Here is a 22,427-nt window from a genome sequence, read left to right on the forward strand (position 1 = left end):
CCGCCCGGCGGCTCAGGGCAGCCGGGTGGGCTCCGAGGAGGCGGGCAGGGCGGACCGCAGGCTGCGCAGGGCGAGCAGCAGCACGCCGATGTCGTCCAGGTAGACGGGGTCCGGCAGCAGGTCGGTGGGGAGCACCAGATAGGCCACCGCGCCCCAGAACACCCACCGCGGGCCCGTCGGCAGCCCGGCCCGCAGCAGCGCGCGCCGGGTGCGCACCAGCCGGACGAGCAGGGCGACGGCACCGGCGAGCAGACCGGCCGCGAGGACACCGGCGATCAGCAGCAGGGTGGTGGTGGAATCCATCGGGGCTCCTTGGGCGCTCCAGGCGGCTCTTCGTGCGGTACGGGGCCTACGAGGGCCGGTCCGGGGACGGCAGGTCCGCGCCGTCCCCGGTGTCCTCGGGTACCGTCTTCGCCCTGCCGGGCAACCCCGGCAGTTTCAGCCGTCCGAAGGTCTGGGTGAGCTGCTGGAGCGCGGCCGGGGTCCGGGCCGCGGGCCGCTGCGTGGGCAACGCGGGCGCGGGGACGTCGCGGTAGGCCGCCAGTGCCTCCAGGGCCTGCTCGGCGGCCTGCTTGTACAGGTCGCGGGACTTGGTCATGGCCTCCAGCGCCTCGGCGTACATGGCGACCAGCCGCCGCTCCCGGTCCAGTTCCTCCTGGTGGGTCATCAGGGTCCAGTTGTCCCTGAGGTCCGCCAGCGCCTCGGCGGCGTCCTGCGGGGCGGGTCGGGTCAGGGCGACGAAGTGCCGCAGCGCCGCGACGAGTTCGGCCGGCTCGGAGCCGTCGAGGAAGACGCTGCGCACCCGGTGCGGTGTGCCGTCGTAGTCCTGCGGGGCCGGGTCCGGGGGCAGCAGCACGGCGCCGCCGCGCGGCACCTCGACGTCGAGGTCCTTCAGCGCCCAGTTGACGCCGCGCAGTTGGTGCGGTGCGGCGCGGTGCTCCACGACGCGGTGCCGCAGGCCCGGCGGCAGCAGCCGGGCCAGCGGCAGCTTGCCCTGCTCGTCGGGGGTCATCGCCTCGTGCACGACGACGTTGACGCACCAGGCCTCGCGGGCGGCCTCGCGCAGCCGGCGGCGCATCTCCTTGTCGTCCGCGGGCAGCGCGTTGACCTGGCGGAAGCGCAGCCCGGCGACCGTGGGGTGGTGGTCCCAGGAGCCGTCGTCGCCGGAGCCGCCCTCGGGCCAGAACAGGGTCGCGGGCGAGGGCCAGCCCTCGTCCCACGGCTGCTCCGCCTCCGCGACCAGCCGCCACTCGTGCCCCTGTGGCTTGGCGTGCCGTGGGACGAGGGTGAGCCGGGCCCGCACGGTCACCGTGCCGCCGGCCCGCCAGCGCGCCTCGAAGACCGTGCCGGGAGAGTCCTCGGGCGCGGGCGGTTCGGCGAAGTCGTCGAGGTCCCCGCTCTCCTTGTGCCGGCGCAGGGTTCGGCGGACGACGTCCTCGGGATCGGGACCGGTGTGACGGCCGCGGGCCGCCCATACGGTCTGGGGGATGGCGGCGCGGTCGGTGGCGGAGTTCGACATGGGCCAATCTGCTGGTGGGTGCGGGTGCGCCTCCCAGTATCACCGCTCGGCCCGCCGAAACGTAGACGGCCCCGCGCGCCGCGTGCCGCGCGGCCCGCCCGGCGGCTTCCCGTCGCGGGCGGACGCCTGCTCGGCGGGCGGGGACCTGGACGAGCGGGACGAATTCCAGGCGGGCGTGGTCGTCGGGCGGTCGCGAGTCCCTGTCGAAGTAGGCGTTTGCGCCGGCTCCGGTCACCGGGACCGCCTTCGTCGCGTTTGCACCGGCTCCGGTCACCGGGACCGCCTTCGTCGCGTTTGCACCGGCTCCGGTCACCGGGACCGCCGTCGTCGCGTCCGCTCCGTTCCGGGGGCGGGTGCCTTCGGAACGGAGCGGACGGAGCCGGTGCGGCTCAGGCGCCGCTCTCGCGCAGCATGTCCTCGCGCTCGACGAGCTTCACGCGCTCGCGGCCCTGGGGCTCGCCCAGGGCGCGTTCGGCGGCGTCCAGGCGGTACCAGCCCTCCCAGGTGGTGAAGCGGACGTTGCGCTCGGCGAGGAAGGCGTCCACGGCCTCCGGGGCGGGCGAGGAGGGCGTGTGCAGCCGGCCGTTGGCGTGGTCGTCCAGCAGGTTGGCGACCGTCTCGTTGGCGTCGCCCTTGGTGTGGCCGATGAGGCCGACCGGGCCGCGGCGGATCCACCCGGTGACGTAGGTGGACTGCAGGTGCGTGCCGCCTTCCTGGATGACCCGGCCGCCCTCGTCGGGGACGGTGCCCGAGTCGATGTCCCAGGGCAGCTTGGGCAGCTTCTCCGAGAGGTAGCCGACCGCGCGGTAGACGGCGGTGACGTCCCAGTCCTTGAACTCGCCGGTGCCCTTGACGTTGCCGGTGCCGTCGAGGGCGGTGCGCTCGGTGCGCAGGCCGACGACCTTGCCGTTCTCGCCGAGGATCTCCGCGGGCGACTCGAAGAAGTGCAGGAAGAGCTTGTGCGGACGGTCGCCGACGTCCCGGATCGCCCAGTTCTCCAGCGTCTTGGCGACCATGTCGGCCTGCTTGTTGCCGCGCCGGGTCTCGATGGAGCCCGCGTCGTAGTCGATGTCCTCGGGGTCGACGATGACCTCGATGTTGGGGGAGTGGTCCAGCTCGCGCAGCTCCATCGGGCTGAACTTCGCCTGCGCCGGGCCCCGGCGGCCGAAGACGTGGATCTCCAGGGCCTTGTTGGCCTTGAGCCCGTCGTAGACGTTCGGCGGGATCTCGGTGGGCAGCAGTTCGTCGGCGGTCTTGGCGAGGATCCGGGCGACGTCCAGGGCCACGTTGCCGACGCCGAGCACGGCGACCTTCTCGGCCTCCAGCGGCCAGGTGCGCGGCACGTCCGGGTGGCCGTCGTACCAGGAGACGAAGTCGGCGGCGCCGTAGGAGCCGTCGAGGTCGATGCCGGGTATGGACAGCGCGCGGTCGGCCATCGCACCGGTGGAGAAGATCACCGCGTCGTAGAAGGCGCGCAGGTCGTCCAGGCTGATGTCCGTCGGGTAGGCGACGTTGCCGAACAGCCGGATCTGCGGCTTGTCCAGCACCTGGTGCAGGGCGGTGACGATGCCCTTGATGCGCGGGTGGTCGGGCGCGACGCCGTAGCGGATCAGGCCGAACGGGGCGGGCATGCGCTCGAAGAGGTCGATGGAGACACCGGGGTCGGTGGCCGCCTCGGACTTGAGCAGGGCGTCGGCGGCGTAGATCCCGGCGGGACCGGCTCCGACGATGGCTACCCGCAGGGGGCGCGGCATGATCAGTTTCCCTTCGAGCGTGAAACAGTCGACTCGATCGGGAAGCCTAAGCTAAGGCAGACCTAACCAGGTACGCGGGTCCGGTCTATGACCTCATAAGGGCATCTTATGACATCCCCAGGGGCGTCTTATGGGGCCTCCGGCGCCTTACCTCATCGCCTCACCGGGGCCGCTTACCCGGCGACCTTCAGCGTTCGCTTGGCCAGCTCGTAGGCCGGGAGCATCGCGTCGTGCTCCGCCGAGTCCATCCCGCCGAGATGGACGACCACCGGGCCGGCGGGAGTGTCCACGGCGAAGGCGCACTCCTTCTTGGTCTCGTCCAGCAGTTCGCTGGTGGACGAGTACTCCACCTCCGCGCCGCGCAGGCCGCCGCCCGTCGTGAACGTCCGGTACCGCTCCTTGCCGACGTGCCCCTGCGCGGCCACGAACCCGCGCAGCGTGCCGGGCGCGTCGGCGTCACCCGCCCGGCCGGTCCACACGCGCAGGAAGCCGATGTGGCCGGCCGGCTTGGCGTCGATCTCGCAGGCGGCCGTCACCGGGCCCTGCCGCAGCAGCGCCTCGAGTCCGTCGTCCTGCGCGCCGTGCGCGTCGATCGACTCGGCCTTCCAGTCCTCGGCGATGTCGAACCGGACGGGCAGTGCGCAGGGCGAACCGGCGGCGCCGATCGTGCCGCCGCTCACCGCCGCCGGGTCCTTCGCCCCGGCCGCCGTCGTACTTCCGCCTGCCCGCGGTGTGCCGGCGTCGTCATTCCCCGCGCAGCCGCCCAGCACCGCCGCGAGCGCCACCGCCACGACCGCCCGGACCCCCACGTCGACCCGCATGTCCGTCTCCCCTCCGGTTCGGCGCGGTCACTGTAGCCGAGGGTGACGGCGGTTCCGGTCCGGATCAGGCGGGGTGGGTCAGCGCCTCCTTCTGCAACTGCACCGCCGCCAGCAGGCTCAGGCTCGGCTCCGCCTGCCGCAGCGCCTTCGTCGCGGCGACCGAGGAGAGGTCGCCGGTGAAGCCGACGGCCGCCAGCCGGGAGCGGGTCCAGTCGGCGCGCAGCTGTGTCGCGGTGGCCTCGGCGGTGGACTCGACCAGCGCTACGGCCCGTTCCAGGCCCGGCCGTTCCTCGGGCGAGGCCCCGGCCAGCGCCTCGCGCAGCGCCGCCGCCACCACGTCCGCGTCCCGGATGACCAGCACGCTGTTGTGTTTCCTGTTCAGTCCCGTGAGTCCTGCCATGCCCACCATCCTGGCCGTCAAGGCCGGGCGGGGCCAAGCGGCTTGAGGAAGACCAGAGGCCGGCCGGTGCTCACTCCGCCGGGCGCCGGCAGTGCAGGAACAGATGCGGCTCGGGCGCGGCGTCGGGGTGGGCCGGCTCGAACTCGACGCGTTCCTCGGCCAGTACGGTCAGCCCGGCGCGGACCGCCATGTCCTCGAAGTCCTCGGCGGCGAAGCTCGTCACCTGCACCGGCCGCCCCATGAACAGCCCCTGGGCGCCCTCCACGTCGAAGGGCACGGTGGCCAGCACCACCAGCCCGCCCGGCCGTACCGCCCGCACCAGCCGGCGCACCACGGCCTCCTGCTCGGACCGGTCCATCTGGAGCAGGGAGAAGTAGACGCAGGCCGCGTCGAACGACCCGTCTTCCAGCGGCAGTTCACGGATGTCGGCCCGGCGGAACTCGGCGCCGGGCACCTGCCGGGCGGCCAGCTCCACCATCACCGGGGACACGTCGACGCCGAGCACCCGGTGGCCGGCCCCGGCGAGGGTCTCGGCGGTCGGCCGCCCGGTCCCGCTGCCGACGTCCAGCACCCGGCTGCCCGGTGCCAGCCGCTCCAGCAGCCACCGCAGGGACGCCCGGTGGGTCGCGGAGGAGGCGAACGCCTTCTCGTAGTCGAGTCCCAGCGCGTCGAACACCTCGGCCGCCGGCGCCCGGCGTTCCTCCTCGGCCACCACGGCTCCTCCCGTCGCACGGCATCGATGCCGCGCATCCTCGCACCCCGTGCGGCCGCCCACAACGACCGCGGGGGCGGCCCGTTTGCGCACCGGGCGCCGGACCCGGCAGGGTGCTGCCGTGCCCACCTTGCTGATCGTCCACCACACCCCGTCGCCCAACTGCCAGGCCCTGTTCGAGGCCGTTGTCTCGGGTGCCACGGCGCCCGAGATCGAGGGCGTTCGGGTGGTCCGCCGCGCGGCCCTCGCGGCCACCGCCACCGACGTCCTGGAAGCCGACGGCTACCTCCTCGGCACGCCCGCGAACCTCGGCTACCTCTCCGGCGCCCTCAAGCACTTCTTCGACCAGATCTACTACCCCTGCCTGGACGAGACCCGGGGCCGCCCCTTCGGCTCCTACATCCACGGGGGCAGCGACGTTACCGGCGCCGCGCGCGCCCTCGACGCCATCACCACCGGCCTCGGCTGGCGCCGCGCGGCCGAACCGGTCACCGTGACGGGGGCGCCGGGCAAGGCCGACACGGAGGCGTGCTGGGAGCTGGGCGCCACCCTCGCGGCGGGCCTGGCCGGCTGACCCGGTCGCTCACGCCGTGCGTCGGCTCGCCGGCCACCCGTGCTCGCACAGCGGACCGACCTCCAGGCCCCGCCGGTCACAGGTGTCCAGGATGCGCGGCAGGGCGCCGAGGGTGGCGCGCCAGGAGCCGGGGGCGGAGGTGCGGTCGGAGTCGTGGAGCAGGACGGTGCCGCCGCCGCGCAGATCGCGCACGACCGTGCGGTGCACGGACGCGGGGGTGGCGCGGGCGGTCCAGTCCTCGCCCCAGCAGGTCCACAGCACCGGCGTCAGTCCCAGCCGGCGCGCGGCCAGATGGGCGGCGGACGACATCACGCCGTAGGGCGGCCGGAACAGGGTGGGACGCCGGCCGGTGAGATCGCCGACCAGGTCCCGGGCGCTGGCGAGGTCGTCGTACGTCGCCCGTGGTCCGCGCAGCAGCAGCGGACGGTGCAGCCAGCCGTGGACGCCGATCTCGTGGCCCTCGGCCGCGATCTCCCGGACCAGCCCGGGGCTGCGCCGGGCCTCGCCGCCGAGCAGGAAGAACGTCGCGCGCACCCCGCGCGCGGCCAGCGCGCCCAGGAACAGCGGGGTGGAGCGCGGATCCGGACCGTCGTCGAAGGTCAGGGCGACATGGCCGGCCCGGCCCCGCCCGGCCAGCCGGGGCATGGCGCGATTGCGCAGCGGGCCGAACGTGGTGACCACCGGCGCGGCGTGCGCGGCGGCGAGAACGGGCAGCGCGGCCAGGGCGGCGCCGCGCAGGGCGGGTACGACGGTCATGGGCGGTGGCTCCTGCGGTGCGGGGCGCCGGGGGCGCCGGTGTCCGGGGTGTGGTCCGCGCCCTCGAAACGCAGCTCGTGGCCGAGGGCGCGGATCAGACGGGGGCCGTCGTCGGTGGTGGCGACCGCCGTGCCGATGGCGGTCGCCCACAGCACGCAGGCGGCCGAGGTGACGGCGACGAACCGGCGCGATCGCCCGGCGCGCCGCCGCACCGGAGCCGGTACCGGCAGGCCCGCGGCGGACCTCCGGGCGATCCGGGCGATCTCGGCGGCCGGGCCGCATCCGGCGTCGGCGAACAGCGCCAGTGCGGCCGCGCGCTGCCGCAGCCCCCGCGCTCCCTGGGCCAACTCGGCCACGACCGGCGCCAGTTGGCCGGGGTCTCGGATCCACGCGGCGACGCCCGCCTCCTCCAACGCGGCGGCGTTGGTCTGCCCGTGGCCGGGTATGCAGCGGTAACTCGCCACCGGCAGGCCCGCGGCGAAGGCCTCCAGAGAGGTCAGCCCGCCCGCGTTCTGCACCAGCACGTCGGCGGCGTGCATCAGCCCTGGCATGTCGTCCACCCAGCCGAAGGCGTGCTCCACACCGTCGGCGCGCAGCCGTGCGGCCAGCGCCGCGTTGCGGCCGCACACCACCACCGGCACCGCGACCTTGGACGCCCGCAGTTCCAGGGCCACCTGGCGGACCGGGCCCACGCCCCACGAACCGGCGACCAGCAGGGCCAGCGGCGCGTGCGCGGGCAGGCCGAAGCGGGCGCGGGCGGCGGCCCGCGCGTCCTCGCCGGCCGGGCGGAAGCGGGGGTCGGTGACCGGCCCGGTCACCCGCACGTCCCGCGCCCCGGCGCCCCGGGCCTGCCCGGCGGGCACGGCGTGCGCCGCGAGATGGACGTCGATGCCGTCGGCCACCCACAGCGGGTGCACCGAGAAGTCGGTGAGATAGGTGAGCGCCGGCACGGTCAGCCGGCCGGAGCGGCGCAGCCCGCCCAGGACCCGGCTGGCGCCCGGGTAGGTGGAGACGACCGCCAGGGTGCCCGCGGGCAGGGCCCGCAGCACCCGCTCCTCGGTGCGGCGCAGCAGTGCCGCGGCGAGCGGGCCGCCGCCGCCCGCGCGTTCGGTGCTGCGGTAGATGCGCTGGTAGGCCCAGGGCGCGGTGAGCAGCATCCGGTGGTAGCCGTCCCGGATGAGCCGGCCGGTGCGGGCCGGCAGCAGGTCCAGCAGGTCGAGCCGGTCCACGGTGAAGCCGTCCGCCGTGAGCCGGCGGTCCAGTTCGGCGGCGGCGCCGTCGTGCCCGGCGCCGATACCGGCGGACAGCAGGGTGACCCGCTCGGCCGGCGCCGTGGGTCCGGCGGGCGGCGCCGTGGGTCCGGCGGGCGGCGCGGTGCGCAGGGTGGCGGCCGCCAGGGCACGCAGATGGGCCGTACTTCCGAGGTGGGGCATGGGTGTGCCTTCCGCGCGGAGCAGCAGGAGGGGAGTTCCGCGCGGGAGCCGGGCGGAGCGACCGAACTCTACAACATGTAGTAGATGGTCTCGTACGAGATGTAGTAGCAGGCGGGTAGGCTGTTCCGCCGGACCGTCAAGGCCGGGCAAAAGCCCGACGGGGGCGCGAGGAGGGAAGAAAAATGCGCGACCGTGCGAGCGACGCGCCCGGGGAGACGCCCGGCCGGAGGGCACGCGGCGAACTGGAGAGCGGCGTGCTGGCCGTGCTCTGGGCCGCGGACCGGCCGCTGACCGCACGGCAGGTCCGCGACGGACTCCCCGGCGACCTGGCGTACACCACCGTGCTGACCATCCTGTCCCGCCTGTACGACAAGGGCATGCTGGTCCGACGGCCCGAGGGCCGCGGCTACGCCTACGCCCCCGCCCGCGACGAGGCCTCCGACACCGCCGCCCGGATGCGCACCCTGCTGGACCGCGGCTCGGACCGGGAGGCGGTGCTCGCCCGGTTCGTCTCCGAACTCTCCGCCGCCGACGAGCAGTTGCTCCAGCGGCTGCTCGGCGGGTCCGACCCGGGCCGCCCCGGCGAGAGGACGTGAGCGGGTGACCTTCACCGTCTACGTACCACTGGTGGTGACCGTCGTCCTCGCGGTGCTCGCCCCCGCCGCCCGCCGGCTGCCGCCCCGCGCCGCCGCCCGCTCCCTGGCCTGCGCCGCGCTGGTGACGGCCACCGGCTGGCTCGGCTCCCTCGCCCTGCTCGCCTTCACCGGGCTCGCGCAGATACCCGAGGTCGCCGAGCAGGGCCACTGGTCGGTGGCCGCGCTGCGCGCCGAGGACCCGGTCTCCCTCGCCGTCGCGGCACTGGGCGCACTCGGCCTGATCGCCGCGCTCGGCTCGCTCGCCGTGGCCGCCGTACGGCAGACCCGGCAACTGCTGTGGGCCCGACGGGAAGCCGCCGCGGTGCCCGGCGACACCGAACTCACCGTCCTCGACGACGAGGTGCCCCAGGCCTTCGCGCTGCCCGGCGCGCCCGGCCGGATCGTGGTCTCCCGCGGCATGCTGCGCTGCCTCGGCGACGACGAACGCGCCGCCCTGCTCGCCCACGAACGGGCCCACCTGCGCGGCCGGCACCACCTCTACCTCGCGCTGTGGCGGCTCACGGCCGCCGTCACCCCGCTGCTGCGCCCCCTCGCCGACGCGGGCGGCTACGTGCTGGAACGCTGGGCCGACGAGGACGCCGCCACACACGTGGGCAGCCGTACGGTGGTCGCCCGCGCCGTCGGCCGCGCCGCCCTGGCCTCCGCCGCCGCCCACCGCCGCCACCAACTCGCCGCGACCGGCGGCGCCGTGCCACAGCGGGTGCGGGCGCTGCTGGCTCCCCCGCCCGCGCCGCGCGCCCTGCCGTTCGTGGCCGGCGCGGTACTGCTCGCGCTGTGCTGCGCGAGCCTCGCCGAGGCCGCGTCCGACAGCGAGCGCATGGTCGTGACGGCACGCTCGGCGCAGTGCGCCACCGCCCGCCCGGCCCCGGTCGCCACCGGCCCGGACGGCGCCTCGCACCGGCATCCGCACTGCCACGCGCACCGGCACACCAGGCCGCTGTAGTACCCCGGTACCACCCCCTCTGCCCCGTTCAGCCCCCGGTACCACGGGTTCGCGGGGTCGCGGCGCCTAGCGTGGCCAGTGAGGCGTCAGGCGTGACGGACGCCACGGCCCGCGACAGAGGGAGTGCGAATGATCGACGCGCGACGACTGACCAAGAGGTACGGCGAGAAGACGGCGGTCGACGGACTGGACTTCGTGGTCAGACCCGGCTCCGTCACCGGCTTCCTCGGCCCCAACGGCGCCGGGAAGTCCACCACCATGCGCATGATCGTCGGCCTCGACGCCCCGACGAGCGGCTCCGTCACCGTGAACGGCCGCCGCTACGCCGGTCACCGCGCCCCGCTCCAGGAGGTCGGCGCGCTGCTGGAGGCGAAGTCCGTGCACCCCGGACGCACCGCCTACCAGCACCTGCGCGCCCTCGCGCTGACCCATGGCATCCCGCGCCGCCGGGTCGAGGAGGTCATCGAACTCGCCGGCCTCGGCAGCGTCGCCGGGAAACGGGCCGGCTCCTTCTCGCTCGGCATGGGCCAGCGGCTCGGCATCGCCGCGGCCCTGCTCGGCGACCCCCGCACCGTCATGCTGGACGAGCCCGTCAACGGCCTCGACCCCGAGGGCGTCCTGTGGATCCGCAACCTGCTGACCTCGCTCGCGGCCGAGGGCCGGACCGTGTTCGTCTCCTCCCACCTGATGAGCGAGGTCGCCCTGGTCGCGGACCACCTGATCGTGGTGGGCCGCGGCCGGCTGCTCGCCGACACGACGGTCCGGGACCTGGTGCGCGAGGCGGGCGGCGACACCGTGACGGTCGCCACCCAGGACCCGGCGCGGCTGCGGGAGGTGCTCGCCGGACCCGGCGTGGAGATCACCGGCCGGGTCGGCTCGGAGGAACTCCAGGTCACCGGGGTGAGCGCCCGCCAGATCGGGCTGACGGCGGCCGAGCACGGAATCCCCCTGTTCGAGCTGACCACCAAGGTCGTGTCGCTCGAATCCGCCTTCATGGAACTGACCAGGGACGCCGTCGAGTACCACGGCACCACCACCGGCACCGACCGCACCGGGAGCGCCGCATGAGCACCCTCACCGAGACCGGCAACCCCACCGGGAGCGCCGAGGCCGCGCCCGGCCGCCCCGCCTACCGCGTCACCGGACGGCGGGTCCTCGCCTCCGAATGGGCCAAGCTCTGGTCCCTGCGCTCCACCTGGATCACCCTCGCCCTGGGACTGCTGTTCCTGGTCGTCTTCGGCGTCATCGCCGCGAGCCGATACACGTCCATGACCGGATCGCCCCGGATGGACCGGGACTTCGCCCGCTCCACGGCCTTGAGCCTGTCCCTGTTCGGCGCCAACTTCGCCCAACTCGCCCTCGGGGTGCTCGGCGTGCTGGTCACGGCGGGGGAGTACTCCACCGGCATGATCCGCTCCACCATGGCCGCGGTACCGCGCCGGCTGCCCGTGCTGTGGTGCAAGGCGGCGGTGTACGGGCTGGTCGCGCTCGTCGTCGGCACCGTCGGCGCCTGGATCGCCTTCCTGGTCGGCAGCCGGATCGTCGCCGGCACCCCCGCCGCCCTGACCCTCGGTCACCCGGGCGTCGTCCGGGGCCTGCTGGGCGCCGGGCTCTACCTCGGCCTGGTCGGGGTGATCGGCGCCGCCCTGGGCGCCCTGCTGCGCTCGGTGGCCGGCGGCATCTCGGTCCTGGTCGCCGTCTTCATGCTCGTCCCCGGCCTCGCCTCGCTGCTGCCGAGCTCCTGGCAGGCCGACCTCACCCCCTACCTGCCGAGCAACGCGGGCCAGGCGATGTACGCCCTCACCCACGACGCCACCACCCTGGCGCCCGGCACCGGACTGCTCGTCTTCCTCGGCTGGACCGCGCTCGCGCTCGCCGGCGCCGCGTACCGGCTGCGCCGCGGTGACGTCTGACCGCCCGCACGGCGCGGGACCCGCCACGACCACGGCGGACCTCGGCGCGATGGGGCCGCTCGCCGCCCGGCTCGGCCGGGCCGGGCGGCGGCTGCGGCGCGCCGACCGTGCCCGCCCCTGGGCGCTGGACACCGCGCTGGTGGCGGTCGTCTTCCTGCTGTTCTGCCTGCCGGACCTGCTGCACGGCGGTGTCGTGGACGCCGACGGACCGCGCCGGTTCCGGCTCGCCTTCACCCGGCTGCCGCTCGCCGCCATGCTCGCCCTCCAGGCGGGTCTGGTGCTGCCGCTGCTGTGGCGCCGACGTCGTCCCGCGGCCGCCTTCGGCGCGATCGCCACCGTGTTCGTCCTCCAGTGGGCGCTGGGCGCGGCCCTGCACGCGGACGTCGCCCTCTTCCTCGCCCTGTACAGCCTGGCCCTGCACGGTCGGCCGCGCCGACTGCCCTGGGCCTGCGCGGTGATGGCGGCGGCCCTCGCCCTGGTCGCGGCGCGGGTGTCGGTGGTGGTGGCCACGGTGGACGCGCTGTTCTTCCTGCTGAGCACGGCGACCGCGGCCCTCGCGCTCGGCCTGGTGATCCGGATCCGCCGCGCCCAGCTCGCCGCGCTGCGCGACCGGGCGGCGCGCCTGGAGACGGAGCGCGACCAGCGCAGCAGACTGGCCGCCGCCTCCGAACGGGCCCGGATCTCAAGGGAGATGCACGACATCGTCGGGCACCACCTGTCCGTCGTCATCACCCTCGCCGACGCGGGTGCCCACGCCTGCGCCGCCGACCCCGCACGCGGCGCGGAGGCACTCGGGCTGATCGGCGACACCGGGCGCCAGGCGCTCGGCGAACTCCGGCGCGTGCTGGGCGTGTTGCGCGACGCCGACGGCCCGACCGCGGGCCCCGCGCCCGGCCGGTCAAGCCTCGGGCCGTCCGACCTCAGCCCGCAGCCCGGCCTCGCGGACATCGGCGCGCTGTGCCAGGGCGTGCGCGCCGCCGGTCTCGACGTCGTCTACCGGACCGTAGGGAACACCGAATCCCTCGACGGTGGCGTGCAGTTGACCGTCTACCGGATCGTGCAGGAAGCCATGACCAACACCTTGAAGCACGCGGGCACCGGCACCCGGGTGGACCTCGCGATCGACGTCGAGGACACCCGGCTCGGCATCCGCGTCCGCGACACCGGCCGAACCCCTGCGGGACGGCGAACGGAAGAGGGGCAGGGCCTGCTGGGCATGCGCGAACGGGCCGCGCTCTACGGCGGACACGTCAGCGCGGGCCCCGCCCCGGATGGCGGCTGGGCGGTGGCGGCCACCTTGGACCTCACTCCGCGGGAGGGCACCGCGTGACCACCGTGCTCATCGTGGACGACCAGCCGCTGCAACGGTACGGCTTCCGTATGTTGCTCGGCTCCGTGCCGGGCACCGAGGTGGTCGGCGAGGCCGAGCACGGCGCCGAGGCCGTGCGCCGGGCCGCCGAACTGCGCCCGGACGTCGTGCTGATGGACATCCGCATGCCCGGGATGGACGGCATCGAGGCCACCCGCCGCATCGTCGCCGCCGGACAGCGCTCGCGCGTCCTCGTGCTGACCACCTTCGACCTGGACGAGTACGTGCACGCGGCCCTGCGCGCCGGTGCCAGCGGCTTCCTGCTGAAGGACGCCCGCCCCGACGAACTGCTGGCCGGCATCCGCGCCGTCTCGGCCGGCGACGCGGTGATCGCCCCCGCCCTCACCCGCCGCCTGCTGGACGAGTTCGCCCGCTACGGCGCCGCCCGCACGGGCGCCGACGACCCCCGCCTCGGCCGGCTGACCGAGCGGGAACGCGAGATCCTCATCGCCATCGGCAAGGGCTGGACCAACGGCGAGATCGCCGCCCGCCTCGTGCTGTCCGAGTCCACGGTGAAGACGCACGTCGGCCGGGTCCTGGCCAAGACCGGCGCCCGCGACCGCGTCCAGGCGGTGATCTTCGCCTACGACCACGGACTCGCCCGGCCGGGCGCCCGCTGACCCCTCGCCGAGCGCCGCGTTCCCCGCCCACCCCGGGGCCGACTGGGCCGGACGGGTGACGGGGCGCCGCACGGGATCGTCCGAGGCGCTCGCCCGGCGGTCGTAGGCCACCCGGCGCACCGCACCGCCGCGACGACCCCCGCCGCGGGCCCGGACGAAGGTGCGGCGCCGGTGGCGCTGGCCCACGATGGACGCGGGCCGCATCCCGCTCGACGCGGCCGCAGCCGTCGTACGTCGTCGAGCCGAGGGAGCGTCGGATGCGAGCGGACGGCACCGCACCCGGACGGCCCGCGCCGGACGGTCCTGACCCGGGGGAAGTGCTGCGCGGCTGTGCGCGGGAGGTGCTGGAGGTCGCCGAGGGCATCCGCGCGGTGGCCGAGCGCACCGCCACCACCCTGCGCGCCCCCGGCCTGACCGCCACCCGCCGCACCGGCCTCGCGGCACGCTGGGCGCTGCTGCGGGCCCTCGCCGGCGGCGGCCGGGGACTCGGCGACCCGGCGGGCACGACGGCGGACGGCCCCCACCGCGGTGTCGCCCGTGTGCTCGGCGCCGCCGGCCGGGCGCTCGGCGGCGACAGCCTGGCCGCCGTGGTGGCGCTCACCTCGCTGCGGCTGCGCGTGGCCGCCGTGCTCGCCGACCACCCCGAACTGGCGTACGTGCCCGGGATGCGCCTGCTGACCCGGGCCCTCGCCGCCGACCGCGACCGGGACGCCGTACGGGCCCTGCGCGCCCTGCTGCACGACCGTACGGCCCAGCGCGCCCTGTCCGGGCTCGCACCGCTGATATCCGAACTCCTCGCGGTCCGCGACGTGCTGGACGGGCGGTCCGAGACCGGCGGGGCGGCCGGCGCCGAGGGCGGGGCCGAGGCCGTCGACCTCGCCGACCAGCGCCGGCGGGCCCTCGCCACCGAGGGCTCCTTCCTCGGCTTCCTGCGCAACATCGAGGTGCTCTCCACCGACGGGCGGATCCTCGTGCAGAACGTGCGCGGCCCGGACGGAGTCGTCCGCTATGTGCTCCAGGCCCCCTGGACGGCTCCCGGGCGCCCGCGCAGCGACGCCCCGCAGGACCTCGTCGGTGCCTGGCGCGATCTGTGCGGCACGGACTCGCCGTACACCCGCTCGCTGATGCGGGCCGTGGCCGGCCACGGCATTCCGCGTGGCGCGGAACTCGCGCTGATCGGGCACGGCGAGGGCGGCAACGCGGTGCTGAACCTCGCCCAGGACGAGGAGTTCTGCCGCACCTACCGGGTCACCCATGTCATCGCCGTGGGCTCGCCGGCCGGCGACCGCAAACCCGCCGACCCGCGCACCTGGGTGGCCACCGTCACCAACCAGTTCGACCTGGTGGCCGCCCCCGACGGCAGCCGCCCGGCCCCGGCGGCGCCCGCGACTCCCGCCGCCCTCACGGACCCGACCACCCCCGCCGCTCCCGCGTTCCCCGCGGATCACACCGGCCCGGGCTCCGCGAAGACTCCGGCGGATCACACAGCCCGCACGGCCTCCACCCCTCCCGCGGACCCCACTCATCCCGCGCCCCCGCCCTCGCGGCCCGGCCGCTACGACGTCGAGTACGCCGGCCCCAGCCGGGAGTTCCCGCTGTGCCACCGGCTGCGCGAGTACATCGAGCACCTCAGGACCCTGGTACCCGCGGCCCGCGCGGACATCGACGAGGCGCTGACGCCCTACCGGGGGCCCGTCGTCCGCACCCAGGCCTACCGGCTCAAGGACCACGCCCACCCGCCCGCCGGCCACCCCTTCCTCACCCTGGCCACGGCGCCCGTGCGCACCACGGTCGGCCCCGTCGACGTGCCGGTGCGCTACTACGACTCCGCCGCCGCCCACCTCTGCTTCCCCGTCGATCCGGACGCCGCCCGGAGTCTGCTGCCCGACGCCGCCTGGCTGTCCCCGAGCCGGCTCGGCCACCGGGCCCTCGCCGTGCTGTCCGTGCACGAGCACCGCTGCACCACCATCGGCCCGTACACCGAGATCGCCCTGTCCGTCCTGGTGGACGACCTGTGGCGGCCGCGCCCGTACGACGCCGTCACCGACCTGCTGCGCCGTGTCGACCTGCGCCGCACCGGCCGCTACGTCCTCTCCCTCGCCGTCACCACCGAGGCCGCCCGCGTGGTCGCCCAGGAGATCTGGGGGCAGCCCGCGCTGCGGATGCGCGTCGAGGCCGACCTGACGAGCCGGCAGATCCGCGCCCGCTCCCAGGACCTCGGCCTGGTGGTCGAGGGCCGGCTCGGTCCGGGCGTGCGCTGCCCCGACGCCGACCGGGCCCTCTACGGCCGCCGCGCCACCAGCACGGTGCGCACCCTGGTCCGGGCGCACGGCGGACTCCGGCTGCACCCGGGCGCGGGCGTGCGGGTACGGCTGGGCACCGCGGCGGCCGAACCCCTCGCCGGACAGCTGCGCCGGCTCGGCATCCACGCGGCCCGGCCGCTGTTCGTGCTGGCCTGCCCGCAGTTCATGGCCCATCGCGGCGGCGGCGCCGTCCTCGCGCGCTGAAGTCCCCCAGCAGACCGGGAGTATCCATGGCGACCGAGTCCCCCCGGGCGGGCACGGCCCGTACCCGCGAACTCCTCGACCACGTCGGCCGGTTGCGGGCCGACGCCGACCTCATGGACGGCTACGCCCGGCGTCTGCGCGCCATCGCCGCCACGCTCGGCACCTGCCCGGCGGCGCCCGGGGGGAGTGGGGCCGCGCTGGCCCGGCAGGCCGCCGTCTGCACGTCGGCGGCGGACCGACTGCGGTTCGCCGCCGAGGCGTTGCTCACCCACGCGCGCGGCGACGGACCTGCTCCGGTGCCCTGACCCGTCAGCCGGGCTGCTCGTCGGAGCCGGGCTTCGGGCGGGCGCCGGTCCAGGAGGGATCGACGGCCGGAACGGGAACGGGAACGGGGGCGATGTGGTGCACGAAGTCCTCCGGACTGGTGGGGGGATGGTCTGCGACGCACGGCCGGCAGACGTCAGACGGATGCGAGTTCGGCCCAGACGACGCGGGCGGGACGGCCGGGCGGGAAGGCGACACCCCAGCCACGGCTCAGCGCCTCGACCAGGAACAGCCCACGCCCGTGCTGGTCGTCGGGTCCGGGACGGCAGGCCACCGGGAGCGCGACGTCCTCGTCCCCGGCCTCGTCCTCGACCTCGATGCGTATCCGGTCCGCCGTGCCGTCCAGCCGGCAGGCGATCCGGTTGCCGCCCGCGTGCACGAGCGCGTTGGTGACCAGCTCGGAGGTGACCAGCAGGGCATCGTCCCGCACGTCCTGCGGTACCCCCCAGGCGGTCAGCAGCTCCCGTACCACCCGCCGGGCGGAGCCGACGGCCGTGGGCCGGGCCGGCAGGTCGAACGAGGCCGCGGAACCGACGAGTCCGGACCCGGCGGCGGCCCGGCCGGGGAGCCGCGGGCGGCTCCGGTCCGTGACCGGCGCGCGGACGTCGCCCGGCGCCCGGGTGCCGGCGGAGTCCGGGGTGCCGGGGGAGTCCGGGATGTCGCGTGCCGCCGGGGCGCCGGCCGGTTCGGGTGGCACGCGGTGCGGCAGCCGGGCCGTGGACACGGCCCGGTGCGGATCCTCGGCCACCCGCGGCTGGCGCGCCGCCATCGGCGAGCGGGGGCCCGCGTCCTCGACAGAGGAGCGGTCCGTGCCGACGTCGCGAAGGGGGCGGCGGATTGGTCGGGGGACGGAGGGCGGAGCCATATTGCCGTGCGCCTTTCGTCCGGCCTCGCGTGGGATGCGTACGGCCGTGCGTGGTGGGGGGGCGGACTGGCGGCCGTGCGCAGCAGACGACGCACCGCCTCGGACGAAGCCGTGCCGCGGCCCGGTCTCCCCCGACGGGCCACACCGCCTGCTCCTCGGTCGGCCGGAGCAGTCGCCCCACTTTCCCATCTGCCAACAACGCCTCGCAACCATCGAGTTGAAAATTGCACGGAGTCCCGTGCATGCTGCCCGCTCCGGGGACGCGTGCGCATGGCACGCCCGGCGCGACGGTGTGTGAAGGTGGACCCTGATGTCTGTTCCAGGGGATGGGATGAGCGCGGAGACCGACTGGGGCGGCGTCCCGTCCGTGCTGCGCATGATCCTCGGCCGGCAGCTGGAGCAGCTGCGGGTGCGGGCCGGACTCGGGTATGCCGAGGCGGGCGCCGCCATCGGGGTCAGCCACTCCACGATCCGCCGCATGGAGGCCGCCAAGGTGGCCCGGCTGCGGCTCACCGACGCCGAGAAGCTGCTCCAGGTCTACGGCGTCACCGACCGGCGGGAGATCGAGACCTTCCTGCGGTCCGTGCGCGAGGCCAACAAGCGCGGCTGGTGGCACGCCTACCGCGACGTCATGCCCGGCTGGTGCGCCGTCCACCTCGGCCTGGAGCAGGCCGCGACGCAGATCCGCGCCTACGAGAACCAGTGTGTGCACGGGCTGTTACAGACCGAGGACTACGCCCGCGCCCTGCTGCGCGCGAGCCATCCGCACGCGTCCGCCGAGGACACCGAGCGCCGGGTCGCCCTGCGCATGCGCCGACAGGAACTCCTGGCCGGTGACGCGCCCCCGCGGCTTTGGGTGGTGATGGACGAGACCGCGCTGCGCCGCCCGGTCGGCGGCCCGGAGGCGATGCGCGCGCAGATCGACCACCTCGTCGAGATCGGCCGGCTGCCCCATGTGACCGTCCAGCTCATGCCGTTCGACCACGGCCCGCACCCCGCGATGCGTGCGTGCGCGTACCACCTCTTCCGGTTCCGGGCCCGGGAGTTGCCCGACATCGTCCACGTGGAAGGCCTGCTCGGCGCCGTCCGCGTCGACAAGCCCGAAGAGGTCCTGGCCTACCGCGAGGCCCTGGACCGCCTGAGCGCGCAGGCGGCGTCCGCCGCGAAGACCGAGGCCCTGCTCGGTAGGATCCGCAAAGAACTGAACTCCCTTTGACGCCCGCACAGTTGGCACGAACGGTGGAAACCGCCACCGTCCGCACCCCCGATCCGGATGGGAGACACGGCGTTGCCCGACAACGGATGGCCGGCCGACCGCATCGACACCCGGCACGCTCACTCGGCCCGCATCTACGACTACATCCTCGGCGGCAAGGACTACTACCCCGCGGACCAGGAGGCGGGCGACGCCATGGCCCGCGAGTGGCCCGCGCTGCCCGTCCACATGCGCGCCAACCGCGACTTCATGAACCGCGCCGTGCGCTGGCTCGCCGAGGAGGCGGGCATGCGCCAGTTCCTCGACATCGGCACCGGCATCCCGACCTCGCCCAACCTGCACGAGATCGCCCAGGCCGTGGCCCCCGAGTCCCGCGTCGTGTACGTCGACAACGACCCGATCGTCCTCACCCTCTCCCAGGGCCTGCTCTCCAGCACCCCCGAGGGCCGCACCGCGTACCTGGAGGCCGACTTCCGCGACCCGGCGGCCATCCTGAACGCCCCCGAACTGCGCGAGACCCTGGACCTGGACCGCCCGGTCGCCCTCACGGTCATCGCCATCGTCCACTTCATGCTGGACGAGGACGACGCGGTCGGGGTCGTGCGCCGTCTCCTGGAGCCCCTCCCCGCGGGCAGCCACCTGGCGATGTCCATCGGCACCGCCGAGTTCGCCCCCGAGGAGGTGGGCCGCGTCGCCCGCGAGTACGCGGCCCGCGACATGCCGATGCGCCTGCGCACGATGCCCGAGGCCGAGGAGTTCTTCGAGGGCCTGGACCTGATCGAGCCCGGCATCGTGCAGGTCCACAAGTGGCACCCCGACGGCACGGGCGAACAGGGCATCCGGGACGAGGACATCGCCATGTACGGAGCCGTCGCCCGCAAGCCGTGACGGCTCCCGGCCGAGGCCCTAGGGACGCTCGGCGCGCGCCGTGTCCTGCCGTGCGGTGGAACGCACATGTGCGTGTCCGTGGTGGTGGCGCCGGTCGGCGGGGGTGCGGTGCAGTGCGATGAGTGCCGCGTCGTCGCCCAGCCGGCCGCCCGCGTGGGCGAGCAGATCGCGCCGGAGGTGGTGCATCAGCGCCTCGGGACCGTCCTCGGTCCACCGCGCCACCCGCTCCGCCAGCGGATAGAACCGCCTGTCCGCGTCCCGTGCCTCGATCACCCCGTCGGTGTAGAGCAGCAGCGTGTCGCCGGGCGCGAAGGGGAGGACGTCCAGCGGGTGCTCGCCGTTCACCAGCACCCCGAGCGGTGGCGACGGACGCAGGCTCGGCACGGTCACCGCGTGTCCCGGGCGCAGCAGCAGCGGCGGCGGATGCCCGCAGCTGGTCACGCGGATGACCGGTTCCCGCTCCGGGACCTCCAGCAGCAGCGCGGTGGCGAACCGCTCACCCGTGTCCTCCTCCTCCGAATCCATGTCGGCCGTGTTCCGGCTGACGCTCTGCTCCATCGCATCCACCATGTCGTCCAGCGGCAGGTGCCGGTGGGCGCTCTCCCGGAACGCGCTCAGCAGCAGCGCGGCCTCGCCGATCGCGGGCAGCCCCTTGCCGCGCACGTCCCCGATCAGCACCCGCACCCCCTCCTCGCTCCGGGTCACCGCGTACAGGTCGCCGCCGATCTGCGCCTCGTCCTCCGCCGCCAGGTACAGGGAGGCGATCCGCAGCGGGCCGATCCGCTCGGGCAGCGGCCGCATCAGCACCCGCTGCGCGGCCTCCGCGACCGTACGCACCTGGGCCAGCTGCGCCTGGTGCCGCTCGCGCAGCGCGCTGTAGATCACCAGCAGCACCGAGAGCACCGCGAGGGTGACGAAGAGCACGACGTGCACCGAGGTGGAGATGGTGGGCTGGCCGACGGCGACGAGCGTCTGCGCGATCACGGCCAGCGCCGAGACGCCGGCCGTCGTGCGGGGCCCGGCGAAGGACGCGGTGAGTGCCGGCGCGATCACCAGGGCGGGGCTGAGGGGGATGCTCGGCGTCACCAGGTCCACCACCGCGAGGGCCACCACGAGGGTGATCGGCAGCAGCAGCAAGGTGTGCGTGCGCTGCCAGGACCGCCGGGTGACAGCCGTCCCGGGCCGGAATCTCATGCCTACCAGCGTGCGGCCCGGCGTCGCGAGCGGCCACTCATGCTCGCAGGTCACCACGGCCGGGCCGGTCGCCGGGGGAGCCGCTTCGGGCCGTGTCGCCCCGGGACCGCCGGGTACCCGTACGACCCCCGGGCCGACGGGCGCCGGGGAGGTACGCCGCCAAGGGAGGGCCCATGACGCACAACGGGGAGGAGACCGCGGCCGCGCGCAGGCCGCAGATCCAGGAGGTGACCGAGCTGCGGCTGCCGCCGGACGGGCCGCGGCCCCAGGCCCACCGAGGGGACCGGAGCACCCCGCCGGGCGAGCACGCACCGGATGGTCCGCACGGCAGCACCACCGCGCCGGGCCTGCCGCAGGACGTCGGCACCCCGCCGGGCGCCGACGCGCCGGACCTGCCGCACGACCGCAGCCAGGCCATCCTGGAGGCCGCCAAGCAGATCGGCGCCCTCCTCAAACGCGCGGGCCACCCCTTCGCCCTGGCCGGCAGCGTCGCGGTCTACGCCCACGGCGGCAGCCGTTACCTCCAGCACGACGCCGACTTCTGCGTGCTGCCCGGCGACGCCGACGCGGTGGCCGCGACCCTGCGCGAGGCCGGGCTCCCCGTCCGCACCCCGCCGGAGGACTGGCTGCTGAAGACCACCTGCCAGGGGCAGAACGTGGACATCATCTTCGCGCTCGCCCACGAGCCCGTCACCAGGGACATGCTGGAGCGCGCGCACGTGCTGCCGGTGGACTCGGTGCTGATGCCGGTGCTCTGTCCCACCGATCTGATCCGCAGCCTGATCAGCGCCTTCTCCGAGCACTACTGCGACTTCGGGGCCGTGCTGCCGGTGGCGCGCGCCGTGCGCGAGAAGGTCGACTGGGACGTGATCCGCGACACCTGCGGCGACCAGCCCATGCCGGCCGCCTTCCTCTTCCTCCTCGAACGCCTCGACGTGATCGCACCCCGGGAGCAGCGGACATGACCGACGCAGCCGCACCACCACCGCAGAGCGGGCTGGACTACCGCGTCGCCCACCTCGCCGAGCGCCTGGCCGCCGGTCGGCTCGGCGAACTCGGCGTACGCCTGGAGACCCGCGGCGACGCCGTCCTGCTCACCGGCACCGTCCCGTCCACCGAGTGCCGCGACGAGATCCTGCGCCTGGCCCGCGAGGAACTGGCGCACCACCCGGTCCACAGCGACCTGCTCGTCGCCGGCACCTCCTCGCCCGACCACGGAGAGGACCTGACATGATCCGCGTCGCGGCCGTCGGGGACATCCACATGGGACCCGAGAGCCAGGGCACGCTGCGCCCCTCCTTCGAAACGCTGCCCGACTGCGCCGACGTCCTGCTGCTGGCCGGCGACCTGACCCGGCACGGCACCCCCGAGGAGGCCGCGGTCGTCGCCCGCGAGATCGAGGACCTCGGGGTGCCCGTGGTCGCCGTCCTCGGCAACCACGACCACCACGACGAACGCCCCGAGGAGGTCACGGCGATCCTCCGCGAGGCCGGCGCGCACGTGCTGGAGGGACAGGCCGTCGTGGTCACCGCCGGGGAGGCGAGGATCGGGGTGGCCGGCACCAAGGGCTTCGGCGGCGGCTTCGTGGGCCGCTGCGCGGGCGAGTTCGGCGAACCCCTGATGAAGGAGTTCGTCCGCTACACCCGCCGCTGCGCCGACGGTCTGCACGGCGCCCTGAAGGACCTGGACCAGTGGGGCTGCGACGTCCGGATCGCCCTCACCCACTTCTCGCCGGTGCCGGACACCCTGGCCGGGGAGCCGCCGGAGATCTATCCGTTCCTGGGCAGCTACCTCCTCGCGGAGGCCATCGACACCGCGGGCGCCGACCTGGCCGTCCACGGACATGCCCACGCGGGCACCGAACACGGCATGACCAGCGGCGGCGTGCGCGTGCGCAATGTCGCCCAGCCGGTGATCGGACAGGCCTTCCACGTGTACAACCTGCCGGGCCGGCCGGGCTGAC

24 protein-coding genes are annotated in these 22,427 nt (G+C 75.1%); 14 read left to right on the forward strand and 10 right to left on the reverse strand.

The window, feature by feature from the left end:
• Positions 1-12: 12 nt before the first annotated feature.
• The 6 genes from ACSP97_RS34175 to ACSP97_RS34200 all read right to left on the reverse strand — a co-directional run bounded on the left by ACSP97_RS34175 (position 13) and on the right by ACSP97_RS34200 (position 5,206).
• On the reverse strand, positions 13-303 hold the full coding sequence (locus ACSP97_RS34175; RefSeq protein ID WP_355154192.1) for a YkvA family protein: 291 nt from the start codon (positions 301-303) through the stop codon (positions 13-15).
• 46 nt (positions 304-349) lie between these two features.
• Positions 350-1,519: a hypothetical protein gene (locus ACSP97_RS34180; protein ID WP_355325938.1), complete on the reverse strand. Its 1,170-nt coding sequence runs from the start codon at positions 1,517-1,519 to the stop codon at positions 350-352.
• A gap of 389 nt (positions 1,520-1,908) precedes the next feature.
• Positions 1,909-3,273: an FAD-dependent oxidoreductase gene (locus ACSP97_RS34185; protein WP_355154188.1), complete on the reverse strand. Its 1,365-nt coding sequence runs from the start codon at positions 3,271-3,273 to the stop codon at positions 1,909-1,911.
• Positions 3,274-3,446: 173 nt separating this feature from the next.
• The gene (locus ACSP97_RS34190; RefSeq protein WP_440555795.1) at positions 3,447-4,094 is read right to left on the reverse strand and encodes a lipoprotein; all 648 of its coding nucleotides are present in this window, start codon (positions 4,092-4,094) and stop codon (positions 3,447-3,449) included.
• Positions 4,095-4,158: 64 nt separating this feature from the next.
• The gene (locus tag ACSP97_RS34195) at positions 4,159-4,494 is read right to left on the reverse strand and encodes a hypothetical protein (protein WP_070023392.1); all 336 of its coding nucleotides are present in this window, start codon (positions 4,492-4,494) and stop codon (positions 4,159-4,161) included.
• Positions 4,495-4,564: 70 nt separating this feature from the next.
• Positions 4,565-5,206, reverse strand: a complete 642-nt coding sequence (locus ACSP97_RS34200) for a class I SAM-dependent methyltransferase (protein WP_440555797.1) — start codon at positions 5,204-5,206, stop codon at positions 4,565-4,567.
• Positions 5,207-5,327: 121 nt separating this feature from the next.
• Here ACSP97_RS34200 and ACSP97_RS34205 point away from each other — a divergent pair, with 121 nt between their 5' ends.
• On the forward strand, positions 5,328-5,780 hold the full coding sequence (locus ACSP97_RS34205) for a flavodoxin family protein (protein ID WP_355154182.1): 453 nt from the start codon (positions 5,328-5,330) through the stop codon (positions 5,778-5,780).
• 9 nt (positions 5,781-5,789) lie between these two features.
• Here the strand turns inward: ACSP97_RS34205 and ACSP97_RS34210 are convergent, their stop codons facing one another.
• Complete coding sequence (locus ACSP97_RS34210; protein WP_355154180.1) at positions 5,790-6,536, reverse strand: polysaccharide deacetylase family protein; 747 nt, start codon at positions 6,534-6,536, stop codon at positions 5,790-5,792.
• A complete protein-coding gene (locus ACSP97_RS34215) occupies positions 6,533-7,969 on the reverse strand; it encodes a glycosyltransferase (RefSeq protein WP_440555799.1) in 1,437 nt (478 codons plus the stop codon). The genes ACSP97_RS34210 and ACSP97_RS34215 overlap by 4 nt, the downstream gene beginning before the upstream one ends.
• Before the next feature lie 182 nt (positions 7,970-8,151).
• Between ACSP97_RS34215 and ACSP97_RS34220 the strand changes: the two genes are divergently transcribed.
• The 8 genes from ACSP97_RS34220 to ACSP97_RS34255 all read left to right on the forward strand — a co-directional run bounded on the left by ACSP97_RS34220 (position 8,152) and on the right by ACSP97_RS34255 (position 16,282).
• Entirely contained in the window at positions 8,152-8,565 is a 414-nt protein-coding gene (locus ACSP97_RS34220; protein ID WP_382015126.1) for a BlaI/MecI/CopY family transcriptional regulator, read from the forward strand.
• Positions 8,566-8,569: 4 nt separating this feature from the next.
• Positions 8,570-9,568, forward strand: coding sequence for a M56 family metallopeptidase (locus tag ACSP97_RS34225; protein WP_355154175.1), 999 nt, complete (start codon positions 8,570-8,572; stop codon positions 9,566-9,568).
• A 129-nt stretch (positions 9,569-9,697) separates the two neighbouring features.
• Positions 9,698-10,636 carry an ATP-binding cassette domain-containing protein gene (locus tag ACSP97_RS34230; protein WP_440555801.1) on the forward strand — a complete coding sequence of 313 codons (939 nt, stop codon included), beginning with the start codon at positions 9,698-9,700 and terminating at the stop codon, positions 10,634-10,636.
• Positions 10,633-11,481, forward strand: coding sequence for an ABC transporter permease (locus tag ACSP97_RS34235; protein ID WP_364725212.1), 849 nt, complete (start codon positions 10,633-10,635; stop codon positions 11,479-11,481). Before ACSP97_RS34230 ends, ACSP97_RS34235 begins: the two co-directional genes overlap by 4 nt.
• A 49-nt stretch (positions 11,482-11,530) precedes the next feature.
• A complete protein-coding gene (locus ACSP97_RS34240) occupies positions 11,531-12,811 on the forward strand; it encodes a sensor histidine kinase (RefSeq protein WP_440558515.1) in 1,281 nt (426 codons plus the stop codon).
• The gene (locus ACSP97_RS34245) at positions 12,808-13,470 is read left to right on the forward strand and encodes a response regulator transcription factor (RefSeq protein WP_355154168.1); all 663 of its coding nucleotides are present in this window, start codon (positions 12,808-12,810) and stop codon (positions 13,468-13,470) included. The genes ACSP97_RS34240 and ACSP97_RS34245 overlap by 4 nt, the downstream gene beginning before the upstream one ends.
• Before the next feature lie 257 nt (positions 13,471-13,727).
• The gene (locus ACSP97_RS34250; RefSeq protein ID WP_440555804.1) at positions 13,728-15,977 is read left to right on the forward strand and encodes an acetoacetate decarboxylase family protein; all 2,250 of its coding nucleotides are present in this window, start codon (positions 13,728-13,730) and stop codon (positions 15,975-15,977) included.
• A 26-nt stretch (positions 15,978-16,003) separates the two neighbouring features.
• The gene (locus ACSP97_RS34255) at positions 16,004-16,282 is read left to right on the forward strand and encodes a hypothetical protein (RefSeq protein ID WP_355325920.1); all 279 of its coding nucleotides are present in this window, start codon (positions 16,004-16,006) and stop codon (positions 16,280-16,282) included.
• Between the two features lie 155 nt (positions 16,283-16,437).
• Here the strand turns inward: ACSP97_RS34255 and ACSP97_RS34260 are convergent, their stop codons facing one another.
• On the reverse strand, positions 16,438-17,025 hold the full coding sequence (locus ACSP97_RS34260; RefSeq protein ID WP_440555806.1) for an ATP-binding protein: 588 nt from the start codon (positions 17,023-17,025) through the stop codon (positions 16,438-16,440).
• 472 nt (positions 17,026-17,497) lie between these two features.
• Between ACSP97_RS34260 and ACSP97_RS34265 the strand changes: the two genes are divergently transcribed.
• Positions 17,498-18,382 carry a helix-turn-helix domain-containing protein gene (locus ACSP97_RS34265; RefSeq protein ID WP_355154161.1) on the forward strand — a complete coding sequence of 295 codons (885 nt, stop codon included), beginning with the start codon at positions 17,498-17,500 and terminating at the stop codon, positions 18,380-18,382.
• A gap of 72 nt (positions 18,383-18,454) precedes the next feature.
• On the forward strand, positions 18,455-19,270 hold the full coding sequence (locus ACSP97_RS34270; RefSeq protein WP_355154159.1) for an SAM-dependent methyltransferase: 816 nt from the start codon (positions 18,455-18,457) through the stop codon (positions 19,268-19,270).
• An 18-nt stretch (positions 19,271-19,288) separates the two neighbouring features.
• Here the strand turns inward: ACSP97_RS34270 and ACSP97_RS34275 are convergent, their stop codons facing one another.
• Positions 19,289-20,464, reverse strand: a complete 1,176-nt coding sequence (locus ACSP97_RS34275; protein WP_388289623.1) for a PP2C family protein-serine/threonine phosphatase — start codon at positions 20,462-20,464, stop codon at positions 19,289-19,291.
• Positions 20,465-20,637: 173 nt separating this feature from the next.
• Here ACSP97_RS34275 and ACSP97_RS34280 point away from each other — a divergent pair, with 173 nt between their 5' ends.
• From ACSP97_RS34280 to ACSP97_RS34290, 3 genes are read left to right on the forward strand one after another with little or no spacing between them, the layout of a single operon-like run.
• A complete protein-coding gene (locus tag ACSP97_RS34280) occupies positions 20,638-21,429 on the forward strand; it encodes a hypothetical protein (RefSeq protein ID WP_355154155.1) in 792 nt (263 codons plus the stop codon).
• Positions 21,426-21,698 carry a BON domain-containing protein gene (locus tag ACSP97_RS34285; RefSeq protein ID WP_388312290.1) on the forward strand — a complete coding sequence of 91 codons (273 nt, stop codon included), beginning with the start codon at positions 21,426-21,428 and terminating at the stop codon, positions 21,696-21,698. Before ACSP97_RS34280 ends, ACSP97_RS34285 begins: the two co-directional genes overlap by 4 nt.
• Positions 21,695-22,426: a metallophosphoesterase family protein gene (locus ACSP97_RS34290; protein ID WP_355154153.1), complete on the forward strand. Its 732-nt coding sequence runs from the start codon at positions 21,695-21,697 to the stop codon at positions 22,424-22,426. The genes ACSP97_RS34285 and ACSP97_RS34290 overlap by 4 nt, the downstream gene beginning before the upstream one ends.
• The last annotated feature ends 1 nt before the right edge of the window (position 22,427 follow it).

It is taken from the genome of Streptomyces sp. SCPE 10 (genome assembly GCF_051980735.1).
In the GTDB taxonomy this organism is placed as follows: domain Bacteria; phylum Actinomycetota; class Actinomycetes; order Streptomycetales; family Streptomycetaceae; genus Streptomyces; species Streptomyces misionensis.